Origin of the sequence: Thauera sp. 28 (assembly GCF_000310145.2) — a bacterium.
Taxonomy (GTDB): Bacteria; Pseudomonadota; Gammaproteobacteria; order Burkholderiales; family Rhodocyclaceae; genus Thauera; species Thauera mechernichensis.
The window spans coordinates 83,704-104,637 of sequence record NZ_AMXA01000012.1 but is presented as its reverse complement, the minus strand read 5'-3'; the positions used below and the strand labels follow the sequence as shown (position 1 = coordinate 104,637).

At 66.1% G+C, this 20,934-nt stretch carries 19 protein-coding genes; 5 read left to right on the top strand and 14 right to left on the bottom strand.

What is annotated here, in order from left to right:
* Positions 1-18: 18 nt before the first annotated feature.
* Positions 19-930 carry a MerR family transcriptional regulator gene (locus tag C662_RS10775; RefSeq protein ID WP_002928667.1) on the bottom strand — a complete coding sequence of 304 codons (912 nt, stop codon included), beginning with the start codon at positions 928-930 and terminating at the stop codon, positions 19-21.
* 673 nt (positions 931-1,603) lie between these two features.
* Here C662_RS10775 and recQ point away from each other — a divergent pair.
* A complete protein-coding gene (gene recQ / locus C662_RS10770; RefSeq protein WP_002928664.1) occupies positions 1,604-3,493 on the top strand; it encodes a DNA helicase RecQ in 1,890 nt (629 codons plus the stop codon).
* 47 nt (positions 3,494-3,540) lie between these two features.
* Here recQ and cyoE read toward each other — a convergent pair whose 3' ends face one another.
* The 4 genes from cyoE to C662_RS10750 all read right to left on the bottom strand — a co-directional run bounded on the left by cyoE (position 3,541) and on the right by C662_RS10750 (position 6,876).
* Positions 3,541-4,449: a heme o synthase gene (cyoE, locus tag C662_RS10765; protein ID WP_002928662.1), complete on the bottom strand. Its 909-nt coding sequence runs from the start codon at positions 4,447-4,449 to the stop codon at positions 3,541-3,543.
* A gap of 75 nt (positions 4,450-4,524) precedes the next feature.
* Positions 4,525-5,595, bottom strand: coding sequence for a COX15/CtaA family protein (locus tag C662_RS10760; protein ID WP_002928653.1), 1,071 nt, complete (start codon positions 5,593-5,595; stop codon positions 4,525-4,527).
* A complete protein-coding gene (locus C662_RS10755; protein WP_002928652.1) occupies positions 5,592-6,122 on the bottom strand; it encodes a hypothetical protein in 531 nt (176 codons plus the stop codon). The genes C662_RS10760 and C662_RS10755 overlap by 4 nt, the downstream gene beginning before the upstream one ends.
* On the bottom strand, positions 6,109-6,876 hold the full coding sequence (locus tag C662_RS10750) for an SURF1 family protein (RefSeq protein ID WP_002928651.1): 768 nt from the start codon (positions 6,874-6,876) through the stop codon (positions 6,109-6,111). Before C662_RS10750 ends, C662_RS10755 begins: the two co-directional genes overlap by 14 nt.
* A gap of 26 nt (positions 6,877-6,902) precedes the next feature.
* Between C662_RS10750 and C662_RS10745 the strand changes: the two genes are divergently transcribed.
* A complete protein-coding gene (locus C662_RS10745; protein WP_002928648.1) occupies positions 6,903-7,112 on the top strand; it encodes a DUF2909 domain-containing protein in 210 nt (69 codons plus the stop codon).
* 26 nt (positions 7,113-7,138) lie between these two features.
* Here the strand turns inward: C662_RS10745 and C662_RS10740 are convergent, their stop codons facing one another.
* Genes C662_RS10740 through coxB form a run of 4 tightly spaced genes read right to left on the bottom strand, consistent with a single transcriptional unit; the run spans position 7,139 to position 11,403 of the window.
* Complete coding sequence (locus C662_RS10740; protein WP_002928647.1) at positions 7,139-8,020, bottom strand: cytochrome c oxidase subunit 3; 882 nt, start codon at positions 8,018-8,020, stop codon at positions 7,139-7,141.
* A gap of 60 nt (positions 8,021-8,080) precedes the next feature.
* Positions 8,081-8,605 carry a cytochrome c oxidase assembly protein gene (locus C662_RS10735; protein ID WP_002928643.1) on the bottom strand — a complete coding sequence of 175 codons (525 nt, stop codon included), beginning with the start codon at positions 8,603-8,605 and terminating at the stop codon, positions 8,081-8,083.
* Positions 8,606-8,637: 32 nt separating this feature from the next.
* On the bottom strand, positions 8,638-10,236 hold the full coding sequence (ctaD, locus tag C662_RS10730) for a cytochrome c oxidase subunit I (protein ID WP_002928641.1): 1,599 nt from the start codon (positions 10,234-10,236) through the stop codon (positions 8,638-8,640).
* 3 nt (positions 10,237-10,239) lie between these two features.
* Positions 10,240-11,403 (bottom strand): cytochrome c oxidase subunit II, encoded by a 1,164-nt coding sequence (gene coxB, locus C662_RS10725; protein WP_232433257.1) that lies wholly within the window; start codon positions 11,401-11,403, stop codon positions 10,240-10,242.
* A gap of 215 nt (positions 11,404-11,618) precedes the next feature.
* On the opposite strand from coxB, the gene C662_RS20305 reads away from it, so the two are divergent.
* Positions 11,619-11,810 carry a hypothetical protein gene (locus C662_RS20305; RefSeq protein ID WP_002928634.1) on the top strand — a complete coding sequence of 64 codons (192 nt, stop codon included), beginning with the start codon at positions 11,619-11,621 and terminating at the stop codon, positions 11,808-11,810.
* Positions 11,811-12,010: 200 nt separating this feature from the next.
* Positions 12,011-12,709 (top strand): PEP-CTERM sorting domain-containing protein, encoded by a 699-nt coding sequence (locus C662_RS10720; protein WP_002928629.1) that lies wholly within the window; start codon positions 12,011-12,013, stop codon positions 12,707-12,709.
* 66 nt (positions 12,710-12,775) lie between these two features.
* Here C662_RS10720 and C662_RS10715 read toward each other — a convergent pair whose 3' ends face one another.
* A complete protein-coding gene (locus C662_RS10715) occupies positions 12,776-13,825 on the bottom strand; it encodes a Glu/Leu/Phe/Val dehydrogenase dimerization domain-containing protein (RefSeq protein ID WP_002928627.1) in 1,050 nt (349 codons plus the stop codon).
* Positions 13,826-13,925: 100 nt separating this feature from the next.
* Positions 13,926-17,519, bottom strand: coding sequence for an indolepyruvate ferredoxin oxidoreductase family protein (locus tag C662_RS10710; protein WP_002928615.1), 3,594 nt, complete (start codon positions 17,517-17,519; stop codon positions 13,926-13,928).
* A 524-nt stretch (positions 17,520-18,043) separates the two neighbouring features.
* Here C662_RS10710 and C662_RS10705 point away from each other — a divergent pair.
* On the top strand, positions 18,044-19,387 hold the full coding sequence (locus C662_RS10705) for a sodium-dependent transporter (RefSeq protein ID WP_002928613.1): 1,344 nt from the start codon (positions 18,044-18,046) through the stop codon (positions 19,385-19,387).
* Positions 19,388-19,438: 51 nt separating this feature from the next.
* Here C662_RS10705 and C662_RS10700 read toward each other — a convergent pair whose 3' ends face one another.
* The 3 genes from C662_RS10700 to msrA are packed head-to-tail and all read right to left on the bottom strand — an operon-like array spanning position 19,439 to position 20,854.
* On the bottom strand, positions 19,439-19,897 hold the full coding sequence (locus C662_RS10700) for an Lrp/AsnC family transcriptional regulator (protein ID WP_002928610.1): 459 nt from the start codon (positions 19,895-19,897) through the stop codon (positions 19,439-19,441).
* Positions 19,898-19,909: 12 nt separating this feature from the next.
* Positions 19,910-20,254, bottom strand: coding sequence for an FKBP-type peptidyl-prolyl cis-trans isomerase (locus tag C662_RS10695; protein WP_002928608.1), 345 nt, complete (start codon positions 20,252-20,254; stop codon positions 19,910-19,912).
* A gap of 33 nt (positions 20,255-20,287) precedes the next feature.
* A complete protein-coding gene (gene msrA, locus C662_RS10690) occupies positions 20,288-20,854 on the bottom strand; it encodes a peptide-methionine (S)-S-oxide reductase MsrA (RefSeq protein WP_002928607.1) in 567 nt (188 codons plus the stop codon).
* Positions 20,855-20,934: the final 80 nt, after the last annotated feature.

Here is a 20,934-nt window from a genome sequence, read left to right as displayed (position 1 = left end):
GAGCGGCTGCGCGCGCCTTCAGCTGTGTTGCGCGCGCCACTGCTGCAGCGCGGCCAGCGTACCGTCGAGATCGCCGACGACGCGGACGCCCGGCAGGCGCTTCTGTTTGTCGCGCACTGCGGCCCCGCCGGCCCAGATATCCACCGTCGTCGGCAGCATTTCGCGCAGCGCCAGCAAGCCCTCGATGGCCTGGCGCGCCGGGTAGGCAATGCTGAAGGACAGGCCGACGATGTCGAAGCCGCCCGCCACCGCCGCACTGCGGATGTCGGCAAGCGGCGTGCGCGTGCCGAGCGAGACACAGCAGGCGCCCTCGGGTACGAGCATGGCTTCGGCCATCAGCAGGCCGAGCACATGCTCCTCCTCGGGGAAGGTGGTGAGCAGCACACGCGGCCGGCCACCGCTTGCCGCCTGGGCACCAATCGCGCCGCGCAGCACGTTCTGCACCTGCTCGGTAAACAGGTGCTCCTCGGGGACGTCGACCTCGCCGCGCATCCAGGCCTCGCCCACTGCGGCCGCGAGCGGCGCGACCGTGTCGGCCACGAAACGCTGCAGGCCTTGCTTCATCAGCGCATGGCGCAAGGCCTGCGCAAGTTCGACGCTGCGATGCAGGCGCACGAGCTCGAGCAGGCTGCCGTCGCAGCCGGGCGCTGCCGCACTCGTGGCAAGGCACTCGTCGAGCATGCGCGCGAGTTCGTCCGCGCTCGCCCCCACGATGCGCGCAGGCCGTCGTCCGTGGTCTAGCAAACGACGGATCAGGCGCAGCTTATCGACCTGCTCGGGCGCGTACAGACGCTCGCCGTTGGCGTCACGCGCCGGCGTCGGAAAGCCGTAGCGTCGCTCCCACACCCGCAAGGTATCCTTCGCAATGCCGGTGTCGCGCTCGACGGCAGCGATGTTATGGACGGGTTCGAAACGGGCGATGTCGTTCATGGGCGGGCCGGACGTCCAGACTGGAACCTCGGGACGGGTTCCATCAGTGATGCGAATGTTAGGCAGCCCCCTCCGCTTTGTCCAGGACAAACTTAGATTTCGTCCACCCAACTCCCCTTCTCCCACCCCCCGTAGGAGCGACGCCAGTCGCGAGGGGTTGAAAGCGACAGGGCTCATCGCAAGCCCCGCAAAGCTCGCGGCTGGCGCCGCTCCTACGGCGGACTGACGTGCGCGGCGCTTCTCCTGTAGGAGCGACGCCAGTCGCGAGGGGTTGAAAGCGACAGGGCTCGTCGCAAGCCCCGCAAAGCTCGCGGCTGGCGCCGCCCCTACGGCGGACTGATGTGCGCGGCGCTTCTCCTGTAGGAGCGACGCCAGTTGCGAGGGGTTGAAAGCGACAGGGCTCGTCGCAAGCCCCGCAAAGCTCGCGGCTGACGCCGCTCCTACGGCGGACCGATGTGCGCGGCGCTTCTCCTGTAGGAGCGACGCCAGTCGCGAGGGGTTGAAGGCGACAGGGCTCGTCGCAAGCCCCGCAAAGCTCGCGGCTGGCGCCGCTCCTACGGCGGACCGATGTACGCGGCGCCTCTCCTGTAGGAGCGACGCCAGTCGCGAGGGGTTGAAGGCAATCGCGCCCAACCGTCTGCCCGGTCAGCGGCGCGGAGGCTAAAATGGCAGGATGCTCGAAGACCTCCCCTCCCAGCCGGCACGGACGCAGGCCCCAGCGCTGACGGCATCCGCCCCCGGTCATGATGACCCGTCACCCGCGCACCGCATCCTCGAGCACGTCTTCGGCTACCCCGCTTTCCGCGGCGAGCAGCAGGCCATCGTCGAGCATGTCGCCGCAGGCGGCGATGCGCTGGTGCTGATGCCCACCGGTGGCGGCAAGTCGCTGTGCTACCAGATCCCGGCACTGCTGCGCACCGGCACGGCAATCGTGGTGTCGCCGCTGATCGCGCTCATGCAGGACCAGGTCAGCGCGCTGGTCGAAGCCGGCGTCAACGCCGCCTTCCTCAATTCCAGCCTGGATATGGAGCGCGCCCGCGCAGTTGAGCGCGCGCTGTGGGACGGCACGCTCGAGCTGCTCTATGTCGCCCCCGAGCGGCTGATGACGCCGCGCTTCCTCGACCAGCTCGACCACCTGCGCGACACCGGCCGGCTGGCGCTGTTCGCCATCGACGAAGCGCACTGCGTGTCGCAGTGGGGCCACGACTTCCGCCCCGAGTACCTGCAGCTCTCGATCCTGCCCGAGCGCTACCCGTCGATCCCGCGCATCGCGCTCACCGCCACCGCCGACCGCCAGACCCGCGAGGAGATCGCCGAGCGCCTCAACCTGCGGCATGCGCGCCGCTTCGTCTCCAGCTTCGACCGCCCCAACATCCGCTACACCATCGTCGACAAGGACGACGCGCGCCGCCAGCTGCTCGCCTTCATCCGCGAGGAATGCCCGTCTGAAGCCGGCATCGTGTACTGCCTGTCGCGCCGCAAGGTCGAGGAAACGGCCGCCTGGCTGCAGGAACAGGGACTCAACGCCCTGCCCTACCACGCCGGCATGACCCAGGAGACGCGTGCCGAACACCAGACCCGCTTCCTGCGCGAGGACGGCCTGATCATGGTGGCGACGATCGCCTTCGGCATGGGCATCGACAAGCCCGACGTGCGCTTCGTGGCGCATCTGGATCTGCCGCGCTCGATCGAGGGCTACTACCAGGAAACCGGCCGCGCGGGGCGCGATGGCCTGCCCGCGCAGGCGTGGATGGCGTGGGGCGCACAGGACGTGGTGCAGCAGCGGCGCATGATCGACGAATCGGAGGCAAGCGAGGAATTCAAGCGCCTGGCGCGCAACCGCCTCGACGTGCTGGTCGGCCTGGTCGAGGCCACCACCTGCCGCCGTCAGCACCTGCTTGCCTACTTCGGCGAGGAGTCGGGCCCCTGCGGCAACTGCGACAACTGCCTCAATCCACCGCAGACCTGGGACGCCACCGAGGCCGCGCGCAAGGCGCTGTCCTGCGTATACCGCACCGGCCAGCGTTACGGCGCCGGCCACCTGATCGACGTGCTGCGCGGCGAACTCACCGACAAGGTGATCGAACGCGGCCACCAGGACATCACCACCTTCGGCATCGGCAGCGAGCTCGACGAGAAGCGCTGGCGCACACTCTTCCGCCAGCTGGTGGCGCGCGAGTTCGTCGCCGTCGACCACGAGCGCTACAACGCCCTGCGCCTCACCGACGCCGCCCGCCCGCTGCTGCGCGGCGAGGCCGAGTTCCACCTGCGCCTCGAGCGCGAACGCAGCCGCAGCCGCGCCAAGCGGCGCAGTGCCGCCCACCTCGAGATTCCCGACGGCATCCCCACCACCCTCTTCGATCGCCTGCGCGCCTGGCGCTTCGCCACCGCGAAGGAGCGCAACGTGCCCGCCTACGTGGTGTTCCAGGACGCCACCCTGCGCGAGATCGCCATCACCCGCCCACGCACCCTGACCGAACTCGGTCGCATCAGCGGCGTCGGCGATCGCAAGCTGGAGCACTACGGCGCGGCAATCCTCGAGCTCGTCACCGAGGCGGGCTGAGGCGGATCACGCCCCCGATCGGCCGGACCAAGCGGTCGGACCGGCGATTACAGGTAGTGGTCGGCCAGCAGCACCAGAAACAGCAACATCAGGTGGGTGATCGAGAAGCGGAAGGTTCGGATCGCGGTGTCGGCGCGCGGCGCGAACTTGAGCCGCCAGGCGTGGCGCAGGAACTGCAGGTTCAGCACCAGACTGCCCACCAGGTAGAACAGCCCGCTCATGCCGACCAGGTAAGGCAACAGGCTCACCGCCAGCAGCAGCACGGTATAGAGCAGTACCAGCGTGCGGGTGAAGGCGATGCCATGGGTCACCGGCAACATCGGCAGGCCGGCGCGACGGTAATCCTCCACGCGGTGGATGGCCAGCGCCCAGAAGTGCGGCGGCGTCCAGGTGAAGATGATCATCATCAGCAGCAGGGCTTCGGCGCCCACACTGCCGGTCATCGCCGTCCACCCCAGCACCGGGGGCAGCGCCCCTGCCACACCGCCGATCACGATGTTCTGCGGCGTCGCGCGCTTGAGGAACACGGTGTAGACCACCGCATAGCCGAACAGGCCGGCGAGCGTCAGCCACGCGGTCAGCGCATTGACCGCCACCAGCAGCAGGGCAAAGCCCGCGCCGGCAAGCGCAAATGCAAAGCTCACCGCCTGCACGCTGCTCAAACGCCCGGCCGGTAGAGGACGCATCCGCGTGCGCGCCATGCGGGCATCGATCTTCTGGTCGAGCACGTGGTTGAAGGCCGCCGCCGCACCCGACACCATGGCGATGCCCAGGCTCGCCAGCGCCATCAAGGCAAGATCGGGCAGCCCGGCGCTGGCAAGCATCATGCCCACCCAGGCCGTGAGCACCAGCAGCGCCACCACCCGCGGCTTGGTGAGCTGCCAGAACGCACGCCCGAGCGTGAGCGCCTCGCCCACGCTGGCTGCCACCGTCGGAATCCGCTTGTAGCCGTCCATGTCCGTACCCCCTGGCTCTGACACCCTGTATCTGATACCGATAGGCCGCCCCGTGCGCAACACCCGGCTCGGTGGCTAGCGCAGCTTCATCGGGCCTTGAACCGCCACCCCATAGGCCGCCCCCGGTCTTGCACGCCCTCGCGCATGCAAGGCCTGGCCCGACTGCACATGCAACTGGCGGACCAGCAGCACGAGCGCGGCAAGCAGGCATGCCGCTGTCATATTGTGGGCAACCGCATTGAAGAGCGGCACCTGCCCGACCACGTTGATCAAGCCAAGCGTCACCTGCAACACCAGCAATACCCCCACTGCCGCGGCAAGCCCGCGAAGGCGCGCACTCATGGCTCGGCGCATGCACAACAGCACCAGGCCGGCCAGCACGGCAGTGACGACCAGAGCCCCCATGCGATGCAACACATGAATGCTCATTCGCGCCTCGTAGGGCAGCACGCCATACTCATAGGTCTCATGTCCCAGCGGCAGGCTGAAAGCTGCGCGCAACGAGAACTGCGCATGCCAGCCGCCTTCGCAGAAGGGCAGCTGGTAGCACACAGCCGCGGCGTAGTTGGCCGAGGTCCAACCGCCAAGCGCAATCTGCGCCAGCAGCACGGCAAGGCCCAGCCAGGCGAGCGGCAGCAGACGGGTCAGCCGGGGCTCGACAGGGTCGGCAGGTCCGGCAGGGTCGCGGCCAAGCTCGACGCGCAGCAGCACCAGCATCGACAGCAGCGCGAAGCCGCCGAACAGGTGCGCCACCACCACCACTGGCATCAGGTTCATGGTGACCGTCCACATGCCGAGCGCGGCCTGGAACATCACCAGCGCCAGCAGCGCCGCGCTCAGGCCCCGGGCGCGACGCAGGCGCTGGGCGAGGATGAAGACCGCCAGCACGCACAGGCCGAGCAGGCCCGCGATGTAGCGGTGCATCATCTCATTGCGGGCCTTGAAGGGGTCTATCTGGGCGTCCGGAAAACGTGCCTGCGCGGCCTCGATGTGAACGTCCTTCACCGGAGGGGTGAGGCGGCCGTAGCAGCCCGGCCAGTCCGGACAGCCCAGGCCGGCATCGGTGAGTCGGGTGTAGGCGCCGAGCGCGATCACCATCAGGGTCAGCGCGAGAGTGAGATTGACCATCCAGGTGAAGCGCCTCATACCCCGCTCCTGTCGTAGTTGAGCAGACGCAGCAGGTCGCTACGGATGTCGGCGGCGACCTGGACCGCATGCGCCGGGTCACCGTCCACTGCATAGCGCAGCAAGGCCAGGCCCGCTCGATTGACGATCACGATGTGGCGCATGAGCGCGGCATCGGCGAGCGCTGCGGCCTCCCAGCGTACGCTCGGGAAGCGCTCGAGCACGGCCGGACTGGCGGCGGCGACAACAACCGGACGCACCTGTTCCTGCTTGCGGCCGAGCCCCGCATGCAGTTGCTGCAGGATGTGCAGGGCCGCTTCGACGGCGGCCTCGCAGGCGGCGTCACAGTCGCTTGGCTGCACGTAGGCCAGGCGCCAGTGGGCATCGCCCCCCGGCGATGCCGGCAGCACCTGCACCTCGTGGTCCAGCCATTGGCCGCGATTGCTGGCGTGGCCGGCAAACCAGCCCTGCGTCAGCGCCAGCCAGGCTGCGGCGAGCGGCAACAGCGCACAGAGCAGGAACAGGGCCAGGAACTTACGGCTGCTCATGCGGGCGCTCCTTGCACTGCCCCGCCGCCAGCGCGACAACGATCACCGCCAATGCCAGCAGCGCCCACTGCAGGGCATAGGCGCGATGGCGCTCGGCGGGCAGCACCACCGGCCGGTAGTGGATGTGAAAGGGCGAGCCCTGCTGCTGATGCACCAGACCTCTCACGAGCGCTACCGGCACCAGGGGAGAGAGCGCGTCCACATCGACCTGCTGTATGCGCATCGGCCAGCTGCCGCGGTCCTCGAGGTTGGTGCCGAGCAGCAGTCCCCCCACGTCGGTGCGGAAGATGCCCTGCACGCGCAGTTGCGTGGGGATGGCCGGCAATGGCAGGACATCGCGTGCGGCCGGCGCCTCTATCCAGCCGAGGTTGAGCAGCACGGCCAGCCCCGCAGCGCGCGGGTCGCTGCGATCGGCGACCGCAATCAGCACGTCGTAGCCGGCGCGCCCGTCGACGATGCGGTTGTCGATCAGCCACACGGCGGGCGCCAGCCAGCGCGCCTCGAAGTCTACCTGCAGGCCGTCGACCGCGCCCTCGCCCGCCCCAACGCCGGCCTGCACCAGATGCGCCAGCCGCGTCAGGCCGACCGCGCCCTGCGCCTGCCACGCCGCGATGCGCGCCAGCGTCTGCGTCTTCTCGGTAGCGCGCTGGAGCTGCCACATGGACAGGCTCGCCAGCAGCGCACTTGCCGCCAGGCTGACCAGGGCCCACTGCCAGCGAATGGTCCAGCGGCGCCCGAAGGCTGTTATCTTCATCGCCATCCCGCCTGCGGAGCCTCGCCATGTTCATCAAGATCCTGCTCGTCATCCTGCTCGCCGTGGTGATCGTCAGCCTGTTCCAGGCGCTCTACGTGATGCTGAAGAACGATGGCTCGCACACCCGCATGTCGCGCTATCTCGCCCGTCGCGTGTACTTCTCGGTGGCGGTGATGGCACTGCTGGTGGTGTTGCTCGCCACCGGGGTGCTGACCACCAATCCACGCCCCTACTGAACGCCGCCCCGCCATCCGGCGCCCGTTCAGAGCACGTACACGAAGATGAACAGGTTCAGCCACACCACGTCCACGAAGTGCCAGTACCAGGCCGCGGCCTGAAACCCGAAGTGCTTGTCGGCGGTGAAGTGGTCCTTGATCACGATGCGCAGCCAGATCACCAGCAGCAGGATGGCGCCGATGGTGACGTGCAGGCCGTGAAAGCCGGTGAGCAGAAAGAAGGTGTTGCCATAGATGCCCGAGTCCAGGCGCAGGCCAAGGTCGCGGTAGGCGTGCACGTACTCGTAGACCTGGAAGCCGAGGAACACCGCACCGAGCACGATGGTGAGCCCGAGAAAGACCTTCAGGCGCGCTCGGTTGCCGAGCTCGATGGCGGTGTGCGCGACCTGCAGCGTCACCGAGGAAGCGAGCAGTATCAGCGTGTTGATGAGCGGGATGCCCGACCAGGGCATAGGCTGCGTCTCGGTGCCACCCGGCGTCTTCAGCACCGGCCACACCGCGTCGAACTGCGGCCACAGCAGTTCGCCGGTCATCGCATTGTTGCCTGCTCCGCCCAGCCAGGGGACCGCGATCACGCGTGCGTAGAAGAGCGCGCCGAAGAAGGCGAGGAAGAACATCACCTCGGAAAAGATGAACCACGCCATGCACTGGCGGAAGGAACGGTCGAGCTGGTCGCTGTACAGGCCGCTGGTCGATTCGCGGATGACGGTGCCGAACCAGCCGAACAGCATGACCACCAGCAGCGCGATGCCAGCCCAGAAGATATAGACGCCATTGCCACCCTCGGGCTTGCCCGCCTGCGTCACCCACGATGCGGCCCCGTAGCCCACCAGCAACAGCGCGACCGCGCCGAAGATCGGCCAGCCGCTGTCGTGCGGCACGTAATACCTCTGATGCGTGGTACTCATGCTCATGCCTCCATTTGTGCGTGGGCCGCGGTGCGTGCGAGCCCGCCCGGATACGGACGCTCAGCGGCTGGCGGTGTGGGCGCTCTTGTACAGGCGATAAGACAAAGTCATGTTCCGAAAACGCTCGGGCAGTGCAGGATCGATGTAGAACTGCACCGGCATGGATCGCGTCTCGCCGGCGGCCAGTGCCTGCTCCTCGAAGCAGAAGCATTCGATCTTCTTGAAGTAGCGCGCAGCCTCGCCGGGTGATACCGAGGGCACGGCGGTCGCGACCAGGGCTTCGCCGCTGCGGTTCGCGACCTCGAACTCGACGATCTGCAGGTCACCCGGGTGGATCCTTACGCGCTCGGTCAGCGGCACGAAGGTCCACGGCATGTCGGCATCACTGCGCGCAAGGAACTCGACGCTGACCTCGCGCGACAGATCTACACCGGCGGGCTGCGCCGCGGCCACGCCCTCGGTCTTGCCATTGATGCCGGTGATGCGACAGAACACGTCGTACAGCGGCACCATCGCAAAGCCGAAGCCGAACATCGCGACGCACACCAGCAGCAGGCGCCGTACCAGGCTTGCGTTGCTCGTCATGATCCTTGCTCCTTGCTACTGGCGCCACACGCTCACTTGACGACCGGCGGCGTTTCGAAGGTGTGGTATGGCGCCGGCGAGGGGATCTCCCACTCCAGCCCCTGGGCACCCTCCCAAACCCGGTCGCTGGCCTTGTCGCCGACACCGCGCATGCAGCGCACCACGCCCCATACGAAGAGCAGCTGCGACAGGCCGAACAGCAGGCCACCGATGCTCATCAGGGCGTTGAGGTCGGCAAACTGCAGGGCGTAGTCGGGAATCCGGCGTGGCATGCCGGCCAGGCCAACGAAGTGCATCGGGAAGAACAGGATGTTGACCGACACCAGCGAGCACCAGAAGTGGGTCTGTGCCAGGCGCTCGCTGTACATCACGCCGGTCCATTTCGGCAGCCAGTAATAGACGCCGGCGATGATTCCGAACACCGCGCCGGTCACCAGCACGTAGTGGAAGTGGGCGACGACGAAATAGGTGTCCTGGTACTGGAAGTCGGCCGGCGTGATGGCCAGCATCAGGCCGGACAGGCCGCCGATGGTGAACAGCACGATGAAGGCGAGCGCAAACATCATCGGCACTTCGAAGGTCATCGAGCCGCGCCACATGGTCGCCACCCAGTTGAACACCTTCACCCCGGTGGGCACGGCGATCAGCATGGTGGCATACATGAAGAACAGCTCGGCCGCCACCGGCATGCCCACCGTGAACATGTGGTGGCCCCACACCAGGAAGGACAGGATGGCGATGCTGGCGGTGGCCACCACCATCGACTCGTAGCCGAACAGCGGCTTGCGTGCGAAGGTGGGGATGATTGCCGAGATGATGCCGAAAGCCGGCAGGATCATGATGTACACCTCGGGGTGGCCGAAGAACCAGAAGATGTGCTGGAACATCACCGGATCGCCGCCGCCTGCCGCATCGAAGAAGCTGGTGCCGAAATACTTGTCGGTCAGCACCATCGTCACCACGCCGGCCAGCACCGGCATCACCGCGATGAGCAGGAAGGCGGTGATGAGCCAGGTCCACACGAATAGCGGCAGTTTCATCCAGGTCATGCCCGGTGCGCGCATGTTGAAGATGGTGACGATGATGTTGATCGCGCCCATGATCGAGGACACGCCCATCAGATGCACCGCCAGCACGAAGAAGGCGGTGGAGTCGCTGCTGTAGGTGGTCGACAGCGGCGCGTAGAAGGTCCATCCGGCCGCCGGGGCACCCCCCTCCATGAACAGCGTGGACAGCAGGATGGCGAAGGCGCAGGGCAGGATCCAGAAGCTCCAGTTGTTGACCCGCGGCAGCGCCATGTCGGGCGCGCCGATCATCAGCGGCACCATCCAGTTGGCCAGCCCGACGAAGGCCGGCATCACCGCACCGAACACCATCACCAGCCCATGCACGGTGGTCATCTGGTTGAAAAAGTGCGGATCGACGAACTGCAGCCCGGGCTGGAACAGCTCGGCGCGGATCACCATCGCCAGGCTGCCGCCGATGAACAGCATCGCCAGCGAGAACAGCAGGTAGAGCGTACCGATGTCCTTGTGGTTGGTGCTGTAGAGCCAGCGCGTGATGCCGCGCGGCTTGTGCTCGTGGTCCAGATGCTCGCCGGGGTGCAGGGCACCGGTCTGTTCTGTGCTCATCGCTCACTCCCCTCCCTGGATCGCGGCGGCCACGTCGGCCGGCTGCACCATGTCTCCGGTGTCGTTGCCCCAGGCGTTGCGCTCGTAGGTGATCACGGCCGCCAACTCGCTGGTGCTCAACTGGCGGGCGAAGGCCTGCATCGCCGTACCCGCCTTGCCAAATACGACAATGCGGATGTGACCGGGAATGTCGGCGGTAACCATGGCGCTGCCCTTGAGGCCCGGGAACACGCCAGGCAGGCCCTCGCCGGAAGCCTGATGGCAGACGGCGCAGGCCGTGCCGTAGACCTTCTCGCCGAGCGTCATCAACTCGTCCATGCTCATCGGCGTCGCTGCCGCATCGGCCGTGCGCGCCGCCTCCTGCAGCGCGACCTGCTCGGCCGCCCAGGCTTCGAAGTCGGCCTCGCTCTTGACCTCGACCGCCACCGGCATGAAACCGTGGTCACGCCCGCACAGCTCAGCACACTTGCCGTAGTAGAGGCCGGGCTTGTCGACCCGCGTCCAGGTCTCGTTGATGAAGCCGGGGATCGCGTCCTTCTTGATCGCGAAATCGGGCACCCACCAGGAGTGGATCACGTCGTCGGCGGTGAGCAGGAAGCGCACCTTCTTGCCGGTGGGGATGACCAGCGGCTTGTCGACCTCGAGCAGGTAGAGCGCGTCCTTTTCCGCCTCGTTGGAGATCTGCGCCCGCGGGGTGGCGAGGACCGAGAAATACTCGATCGGGTAATCGAGATACTTGTAGTGCCACTTCCATTGCGAGCCGGTGACCAGCACGGTCAGATCGGACTCGGAAGCATCCTCCATCGCGATCAGGGCCTGCGTGGCCGGAATGGCCATGACGACGAGGATCACCACCGGAATCGCGGTCCACAGCAATTCGATCTTCATGCTGCCGTGGAACTGCGCAGGGACAGCGCCGGCCGACTTGCGATGGCGCACGATGGACCAGAACATCAGCCCGAACACGATGATGGCGATCACCACGCAAATGTAGAAGATCGTCATGTGCAGGCCATACACGCGCTGGCTGATCTCGGTCACGCCACGCGTCATGTTGTATCTGCTTTCCTGGGCAATTGCCGCCTGGCACAAGAACATGAACAAACCGCCAAGGCACAGCCGCGAATACCTTGCCGAATACAACGCGCTCAGGATGTGGTGTCTCACTGCACGACTCCTAATTATCGTTTGGGAGCTTGGCAACCCTGTAGGCGGAGGTCTGATGCAAAGGCCTTGGCGGACGCGTCGTGCACGCGGCCTGACGATTCACTATATGCAGGGAATCGGGAAACGCAAGAATCAGCGAGAACCTTAAGGAGAATTAGTCCAAGTTGAGAAAAAGCACAAAATCAATGGGCTACGGTCAATTGGGGATTACCTGCATGAGGCTGGTGCTCCGATGCTGCGACATCGCACCGCCCGGCTCGACTGATGGCATCAAAAATGGCGTGTGTCGGCTTTTTTTACACCCCGCACATGGCTGGATCATGGCGTTTGGCGATGAATGCGCGCGCACCCGCAAGAAGGGCGCGACCGTCAAGTTCCAGATCCGGCAGTCGGCGAATCATCCGTGACACACATCACAAATGAATGAGGGAACTGGGCGCTGTGTGAGCGCAAGAACACCCTGAAGAACGTCTCGCCGCGACGGAATCCTGCCTGGCACGGCTATTGCTTAGAGTCCTGCACTTAAAAACCGCTGCCTCGAAATCAGCAAAAAGCACAGCAGCCTTCTCCGCTGCTGGTCTGAACAGCCTCTGACGGAACGAAAGAAATGCTCAAGAAACTCGCGATTGCCCTTACCGCATCCATTGCCCTCGCCAGCAGCGCCAATGCTGCAGTGATCAACACCTTCAGCAATCTCGCAGCCTTCAGCGCAGCGGCAGGCACGACCGCGCTGGAAGACTTCAACGATAGCGCACTCGGGCGCTTCAGCTATGGCGTCGCCTACGACTTCGACGGTTTCACGCTGACTGCGGCAGCGAACCCGCGCGGCACGGGCCCCGGCGTCGGGATCGGGAACACGGCACGAAGCACGATCGACAACACGGCAAGACTGATCTGGGGCTCTCAGACCTTCGGCGCCAATGGCAGCGGCTGGGGTCCCCAGATCGAATTCATCTTCGACGCCCCGACCTACGCCTTCGGCTTCGACTGGCGCGACACGGACTCGACGGACTCCTACAAGCTGACCGTACTCGGCGTCGATTTCGGTGGCGCTACCACCGGTGGGCTCTTCCCGCGCAATGGCACGAGCACCTCCGGCTTCTTCGGCCTCGTAAGCGACACCGCATTCAGCTCGGTGCTGTTGCAGCAGGTTGCTCGAGGCGGCGTCCTCGACGATATGTCCATCGACAACGTGCGCTTCACCCCAGCGCCTGCCAGCGCGGTGCCCGAACCCACGGTACTCGCCCTGCTCAGCCTGGGCCTGCTCGGTCTTGGCGCGGTCCGCCGCAAGCAGCGCACCGCCTGAAGCTGAGTGCAAGCCACGAAAACGGCGACCCGCGGGTCGCCGTTTTCGTGCCAGCGCAGGCCCGGCTCAGCGCTTGAAGCGCTCCTCGGCAATTGCGTCAGCCACCTCGCCGGTCGGACGCTCCTCCTTGCGCGCGCGCTCGAAGACTTCCATGAGGTTGTCATGAATACCCTCAATGTGCTTGAGCAATGCGGCGCGATCGAAGCCGATGCGCTCGTGATAGACGTCGATGATGCCGCCGGCATTGATGACGTAATCTGGCGCGTACAGGATGCCACGCTTCATCAGTTCGACGCCGTGGCGCGGCTCGGCGAGCTGGTTGTTCGAGGCGCCCGCGACGACCTTCGCCTTCAACTGCGGAATGGTGCTGTCGTTGAGGATGGCGCCCAGCGCGCACGGTGCGAACACGTCGACGTCGAGGCCGAAGATCTCATCCGGCGCAACCACGGTCGCGCCCAGTTCCTTGCCCGCCTGCAGCAGCGGCTCGCGGTGGATGTCGGTGACCCACAGCTGGGCACCAGCCGCCTTGAGCTGGCGAGCGAGGTCGAAACCGACATTGCCGACACCCTGCACGGCGACGCGCAGGCCCTCGAGCGAATCGCGCCCGAGCTTCTCCTTCACCGCCGCCTTGATGCCGATGAAGGTCCCGTAGGCGGTGGCGGGCGAAGGATCCCCGCTGCGCGTGCCTTCGTCGGAGGGCTTGTCGTGAATGCCGGCCACATGCTGGGTAAATTGCGTCATGTACTTCATGTCGGCGACGCTGGTGCCGGAGTCCTCGGCGGCGATGTAGCGCCCGTTCAGCTGTTCGAGCGCGCGGGCGAAGGCGGCAAGCAGCTCGGGCGTCTTCTGCGTGCGCGGGTTGCCGATGATCACAGACTTGCCGCCACCGAGCTTCAGGTTGGCCATCGCCGACTTGTAGGTCATGCCGCGCGACAAGCGCAGCACGTCGCGGATCGCCTCCTCCTCGGAGGCGTAGGGCCACATGCGGCAACCTCCGAGCGCAGGGCCGAGGTTGGAATTGTGAACGGCGATGATCGCCTTCAGTCCGCTCTTGTCGTCGCTGACGAACACCACCTGCTCGTGGTCGGCGAAGTCGCTCAGGGAAAATACGGCCATGTTGTGTCTCCTTCCTTTTGGGAACGTGGGGATGAGCCGTCCCGCCGGCACCGCTCGTGGCGGGCCGGTGAGGCGGCGGGGGTAAGAAACGGGAGCGGGCTCAGCCCGGGATGATTGCGATCGTCTTGCGCACCTTGGTCGCCACCGGCGCGCTCACCGGGCGGCGGTGGCGGAAATCCTCGAGCAGCGCTGCCTGGCGCTTGCGGGCGCTGGCGACATAGCGCTCGCGGACATGACCAAAGCCGCGGACCTGGTCCGGAATGGCCGCCAGCTCGATGGCAGCCTCGACGTTGGCCTGGTCGAGATTGACCAGGATCTCCTCGACGATGCGCTCGTAGTCGGCGATCAGCTCGCGATCGAGCTTGCGGTCGTGGCTGCGCGCGAAGGGATCGAGCATCGAGCCGCGCAGATGGCGGAACTTTGCCAGCACACGCATCGCCTTGAGCATCCACGGGCCGTAGGCCTTTTTCTTGAGCTCGCCGGTCTGGGCATCCTTGTCTGCCATGGTCGGCGGTGCAAGGTGGAAGACGAGCTTGTAGTCGCCCTCGAACTGCTCGTCGACACGCTTGAGGAAGTCGCTGTCGGTGTAGAGGCGCGCCACCTCGTACTCGTCCTTGTAGGCAAGCAGCTTGTGATAGCCGCGTGCCACCGCCTCGGTGAGCAGGCTGATGCCGGGAGCAACCCTCGCCTCGGCAGCACGCACGCGCTCGACCAGCCTGGTGTAGCGCGTGGCGTAGGCCGCATCCTGGTAGTCGTTCAGATGCGCCTTGCGGCGGGCGATGACCTCATCGACGCTGGTCGACAGGCGGTGGTGCTCCGGCGTCCCAAGCTGCGGCTTGGCGGCCTCGACCACTGCCTTGAGATCCACCGCGGCACGGCGCCCCCACAGGAAGGCAGCCTTGTTGGCGTCGACCGCGGCGCCGTTGATCTCGATCGCGCGCTCGATCGCCTGCCGCGACAACGGCACCAGGCCGCGCTGCCAGGCAAAGCCAAGCATGAACAGGTTGGTCGCGATCGAGTCGCCCAGCAGGTCGGTCGCGAGCTTGGTGGCGTCGAGGAACTCGGCCTTGTCCGCACCCACCGCATCGACGATCTGCGCTTCCATAGGCTGCGCAGGGAACTGCGGATCCGGGTTGGCCCCGACGTCGCCACTGCGCGCCTGGGCGGCAAAACCACGCACGAACTCGCTGGTGTTGGTCTGGTCGCGGTTGATGACGACGCGCGTGAGCCTCTTCTGCATCTTGGCCAGCGACTCATCGCTGGCCGCCACCACCAGGTCGCAGCCAATCACTGCGTTGGCCTCGCCGGCGGCGACGCGCGCGGCGTGGAGCTGGTCCTGGCGGTCGGCGATGCGCACATGCGACCACACCGCGCCGCCCTTCTGCGCCAGGCCCGCCATGTCGAGTACGGAGATGCCCTTGCCCTCCAGGTGGGCGGCCATGCCGAGCAGGGCGCCGATGGTGACCACGCCGGTGCCGCCCACGCCGGTGATGAGGATGCCCCAGGGCGCGGCGGTATCGGGCAACTGCGGCTCGGGCAGATCGGCTGCCAGTCGACCGGGCGCGCTCGCGCCACTCGCCTTGCCACGCCTGAGCGCGCCGCCTTCGACGGTGACGAAGCTGGGGCAGAAGCCCTTCACGCAGGAATAGTCCTTGTTGCACGACGACTGGTCGATGAAGCGCTTGCGGCCGAACTCGGTCTCCACCGCACCCACCGACATGCAGTTCGACTTGTCGCTGCAATCGCCACAGCCCTCGCACACGAGGTCGTTGATGACCACCCGCTTGGCCGGGTCGGGGAACTTGCCGCGCTTGCGGCGACGGCGCTTTTCGGCTGCGCAGGTCTGGTCATAGATGATCGCTGTCACGGCCGGCACCGTGCGCAGCTCACGCTGCACGGCGTCGAGCTCGTCGCGGTGACGCACGCCGACGCCGTGCGGCAGGTCGGCCGGACCATAGGCACGCGGCGTGCCGTCATTGACCACCACCACCGTGCCCACACCTTCGGCCAGCAGCTGGCGGGCGATGATCGGCACCGACAGCGTGCCGTCGTGCGGCTGGCCGCCGGTCATCGCGACTGCATCGTTGTAGAGGATCTTGTAGGTGATGTTCACCTTGGCCGCCACCGCCGCACGGATGGCGAGGATGCCCGAGTGCATGTAAGTGCCATCACCCAGGTTGGCGAACACGTGCGGTGTGGCGGTGAAAGGCGCCTGGCCGATCCAGGGCACGCCCTCGCCGCCCATCTGGCAGAAGGTCTGGGTGTGCTCGGGCGACAGCCAGGTCGCCATGTAGTGGCAGCCGATACCGGCGATGGCGCGCGAACCTTCCGGCACCTTGGTCGAGCTGTTGTGCGGACAGCCCGAGCAGTAGTGCGGCACGCGCTGGATGGACAGCCGCGGCTTGGCAAGCGCCGCCTCCTTGGCCTCGATGAAGGCGAGCCGCGCCTTGATGCGGTCGGAGGTGTAGAAGCGCGCGATGCGGCCGGCGATGGCACGGGCGATCATCGCCGGGGTGAGCTCGCCGGCAGCGGGCAACAGCCATTCGCTGTGCGGCAGGGCCCACTCGCCCTTGTCATCGAACTTGCCGATCACGCGCGGGCGCACCTCGTCCTTCCAGTTGTAGAGTTCCTCCTTGAGTTGGTACTCGAGGAACTGGCGCTTTTCCTCGATCACCAGGATCTCATCCAGCCCTTCGGCGAACTTGCGCACGCCTTCGGCCTCCAGCGGCCACACCATGCCGACCTTGTACAGGCGCAGGCCGATGGCGGCCGCCTTCGCCTCGTCGATGCCGAGGTCGTCCAGCGCCTGGCGCACATCGAGGTAGCTCTTGCCGCTGGTGATGATGCCGAGCTTCGCGTTCGGGCTGTCGATGATGGTGCGGTTGAGCTGGTTGAGCCTGCAGTAGGCGAGCGCAGCATAGAGCTTGTGATGCAGCAGGCGCTTCTCCTGCACCAGCGGCGGGTCGGGCCAGCGCAGGTTGAGCCCGTCCTCGGGCAGCGGAAAGTCCGCGGCAGTCGGGATCAGCGTCTGCACCTGGAACGGATCGACATTGACCGACGAGGACGTTTCCACCGTGTCGGTCAACGCCTTGAACGCCACCCAGCAGCCCGAATAGCGCGACAGCGCAAAGCCGTGCAGGCCGTACTCCAGGTACTCCTGGATACCGGCCGGCGCCAGCACCGGCATCATCAGGCCCTTGAACACATGCTCGGTCTGGTGCGGCAGCGTGGAAGACTTGGCGGCATGGTCGTCACCGGCGATCACCAGCACGCCGCCGTGCTTCGAGGTGCCGGCAGCATTGGCGTGGCGGAAAACATCGCCCGTGCGGTCGACGCCAGGGCCCTTGCCGTACCAGATCGAGAATACGCCGTCGAACTTGGCATTCGGATCCAGGTTGACCTGCTGCGTGCCCCACACCGAGGTCGCCGCGAGATCCTCGTTGAGGCCGGCCTGGAAGCGGATCTGCATCGGCTCGAGATACTTCTTCGCCTTCCAGAACTCCTGGTCGACGTTGCCGAGCGGCGAGCCGCGGTAGCCGGTGACGAAGCCGGCGGTATTGAGGCCAGCGGCTTCGTCGCGCATCTTCTGCATCATCGGCAGGCGCACCAGAGCCTGGATGCCGGTCATCCAGGCGCGGCCGGTCTTGAGGGTGTATTTGTCGTCGAGGCTGACGGGGGGCATGGTGTTCGACATGGTGGTGTGAACTGCCGCCTGGCGGTGAGCGGCGCGCGGTTGGCGCGGGCTTCCGGCGGGCCGGCGTTGTCTCCTCTGCATTAGGGGTTGTGGGCGCGTCACTCTGGCCACCGCAGGACGAATCGCTCCCCGTCCCACAGCGGCTTACGAACCGAATGCTAGAACGAAGTCGAGAAAAGAAATTCCGCATTCGGCCTGGATTCGGTCGATATAAGAAATATTTTTCCGCTCATCAGCACTTACGATCCGCGTCATCCTGACCGCACACCACGGCCACGGATACGACATGGCACGGTGCCGGGTCGAGCCGCCTGCGTGCCAGCACTGGCCGCAGCCCGCCAACAAGCCTAGAATCCGCGGCTTTGCCCGGGCCAGAGGCCCACCGCGCCACAAGCGCAGAAAACTCGAGGAGACCAAAATGAACCATCACGCCGCCAGCGGCGGGCAGCCCATCCGGCAGCCGCGCCCCTGCATCGCCGCACGCCCCACTGCACCCGATCACGCTTTGCCGGGAGCGTACTGACATGCAGAAGACGCACACCCACGGCCAGTGGACCTCGCGCATGGGCTTCGTGCTCGCGGCCACCGGTTCGGCAGTCGGCCTCGGCAACATCTGGAAGTTCCCCTACATGATCGGCCAGAGTGGCGGCGCAGCCTTCGTGCTGGTCTACCTGCTCTGCATCGCACTGATCGGCCTGCCGATCCTGGTCGCCGAATGGATGATCGGGCGCCGCGGCCAGAAGAATCCGATCAGCACAATGGGTGAACTGGCGAAGAAGAACGGCCGCAGCGGCGCCTGGGCGCTGATCGGCTTCACCGGCGTGCTCGGTGCCTTCCTCATCCTGTCCTTCTACAGCGTCATCGGCGGCTGGGCGCTGTCCTATACCGGTGATGCGATCACCGGCGGCTTCACCGGCATGGACAAGGATGCAGTGGGCAATGCCTTCACCGTCTTCCTGGCCAATGCCGGCAGCCTGCTGACCTGGCACACCGTGTTCATGGCGCTGACCGTGGGTGTGGTGGCCATGGGCGTCGCAGGCGGCCTCGAGCGTGCCTCCAAGCTGCTGATGCCCTCGCTGGGCGTGCTGCTCTTCATCCTCGTCGGCTACGGCATGACCACCGGCGGCTTCGGCCAGGCCATGGCCTACCTGTTCAACCCGGACTGGAGCAAGCTCACCGGCGACGTCGTGCTGGCTGCGCTCGGCCACGCCTTCTTCACCCTGTCGCTGGGCATGGGCATCATGATGGCGTACGGCTCCTACCTCGGCGAGGACGTCGACCTGCTGCGTACCGCGCGCACCGTGGTGATCATGGACACGGTGATCGCGATCGCCGCCGGCCTGGCCATCTTCCCGATCGTCTTTGCCAACGGTCTCGACCCTGCCGCCGGCCCCGGCCTGATCTTCGTCACCCTGCCGATCGCCTTCGGCAACATCACCGGGGGCGTCATTCTCGGCACCCTTTTCTTCGTGCTGCTGACCTTCGCCGCGCTGACCTCGGCGATCTCGCTGCTGGAGCCGGTGGTGGAACTGGTCGAGGAGCGCACGCCGCTGTCGCGTGCAGGCGCGACCTTCGTCGCCGGTATCGCCACCTGGGCGCTGGGTATCGCCGCGCTGCTGTCCTTCAACCACTGGAGCGACGTGACGATCATCGGCCTCAACATCTTCGACCTGCTCGATCAGCTCACCAGCAAGTTCATGCTGCCACTGACCGGACTGGGCGCCATCCTGTTCGCCGCCTGGTGCCTGGACCGTGACAGCGTGCGCAAGGAGCTGGGCCTCGGCGAACTGGGTTTCAGTGTGTGGAACGTGGTGGCGCGCTTCGTGGCACCGGTGGGCGTGCTGATCGTCTTCGTCAGCAACCTCTGATCATCGCGTGCGCCGCACAGGCGCGATGAAGGCGAAAACGGCCCTGACCGCTTAAAGCGGCAGGGCCGTTTCGTTCTTGATCTCGCGCAACGCCACCGCGGAGTGGGTGACGTCGATCTCCGGAATCTTGAGCAGGAAATCGTGCATGAAGGAGGACAGCGCCTCCAGATTGGGCAGGTAGAGCTTGAGCAGACAGTCGGTCTCGCCGAGCAGTTCGTAGCATTCGACCACCTGCTGGCAGCCCTTCACCACGCGCTCGAAGCGCTCGAGCACGTCTGCGCTGTGCTGCTTGAGCTTGACCCGCACCCAGACACAGGTGCCCAGACCGACCTTGTGGCGGTCGACGAGCGCCACGTAGCCGCTGATCACCCCCGCCTCCTCCAGCTCCTTCACCCGCCGCCAGCAGGGCGTCGGCGACATGCCGACGCGCTCTGCAAGCACCTGGGTGCTGAGCGTGGAGTCCCGCTGCAGCAGGCTCAGGATATGACGCTGGGCCGGATCGAGTTTCATCGCGCGCCCGGCTCAGATCACCTTGAGCAGTTCAACCTCGAACACCAGCGTCGCATTGGGCGGGATCACACCGCCGGCGCCGCGCGCACCATAGCCAAGCGCCGGCGGAATGGTGAGCTTGCGCTTGCCGCCTTCCTGCATGCCTTCGACGCCTTCGTCCCAGCCGCGGATGACATGGCCGGCGCCGAGCGGGAAATTGAACGGGTCGTTGCGATCCTTGGACGAGTCGAACTTGCGACCGTCGGTCAGCCAGCCGGTGTAATGCACCGACACCATCTTGCCCTTGACGGCGGTCTCGCCGGTACCAACCTCGAGTTCATCGATGACGAGGCCGCTGGCTGTGGTGGTCTGGGTCATGCGCTTCTCCTGTGTGCGTGCAAAGGCGGCATTCTACCTGCCACTTCCGCGCCGGCGCTCGGCGAGTTTGGCGCGGTACTTGGCAATCTTGGGCGCCACCACGTACTGGCAGTAGGGCTGATCGCTGTTGTTCATATAGTAGTCGTGATGCTCGGCCTCGGCCGGCCAGAATACCGGCGCCCGCTCCACCCGCGTCACGATCGCCTTCGGGTAGACGCGCTGCTCGCCGATGTCCTCGATCAGCGCGAGCGCATCGTGCAGTTGTGCATCGCTGGTGACGAAGATCACCGAGCGGTACTGCGGGCCGACATCATTGCCCTGACGGTCGACCGTGGTCGGATCATGGATCAGGAAGAAGATCTCGAGCAGTTCGCGATAGCTCACCCGCGCCGGATCGAAATCGACCTTCACCACCTCCGCATGGCCCGTGCCGCCGGTGCACACCTGACGATAGCCCGGGTTATCGACGTGCCCGCCGCAGTATCCCGGCACCACCGACTCGACCCCATCGACGAGGTCGAACACGGCCTCCAGGCACCAGAAACAGCCTCCTCCGAGGATGGCGGTCTCGAGCACGGGGCCCTTCGCTTCTTCAGTCATTCATCCACTCCCTACAAGGAAATGCAGCACTTGCTGCAGACCACGGACAGCCTCATTCATTCCCCATGCGGCCGGCTCGG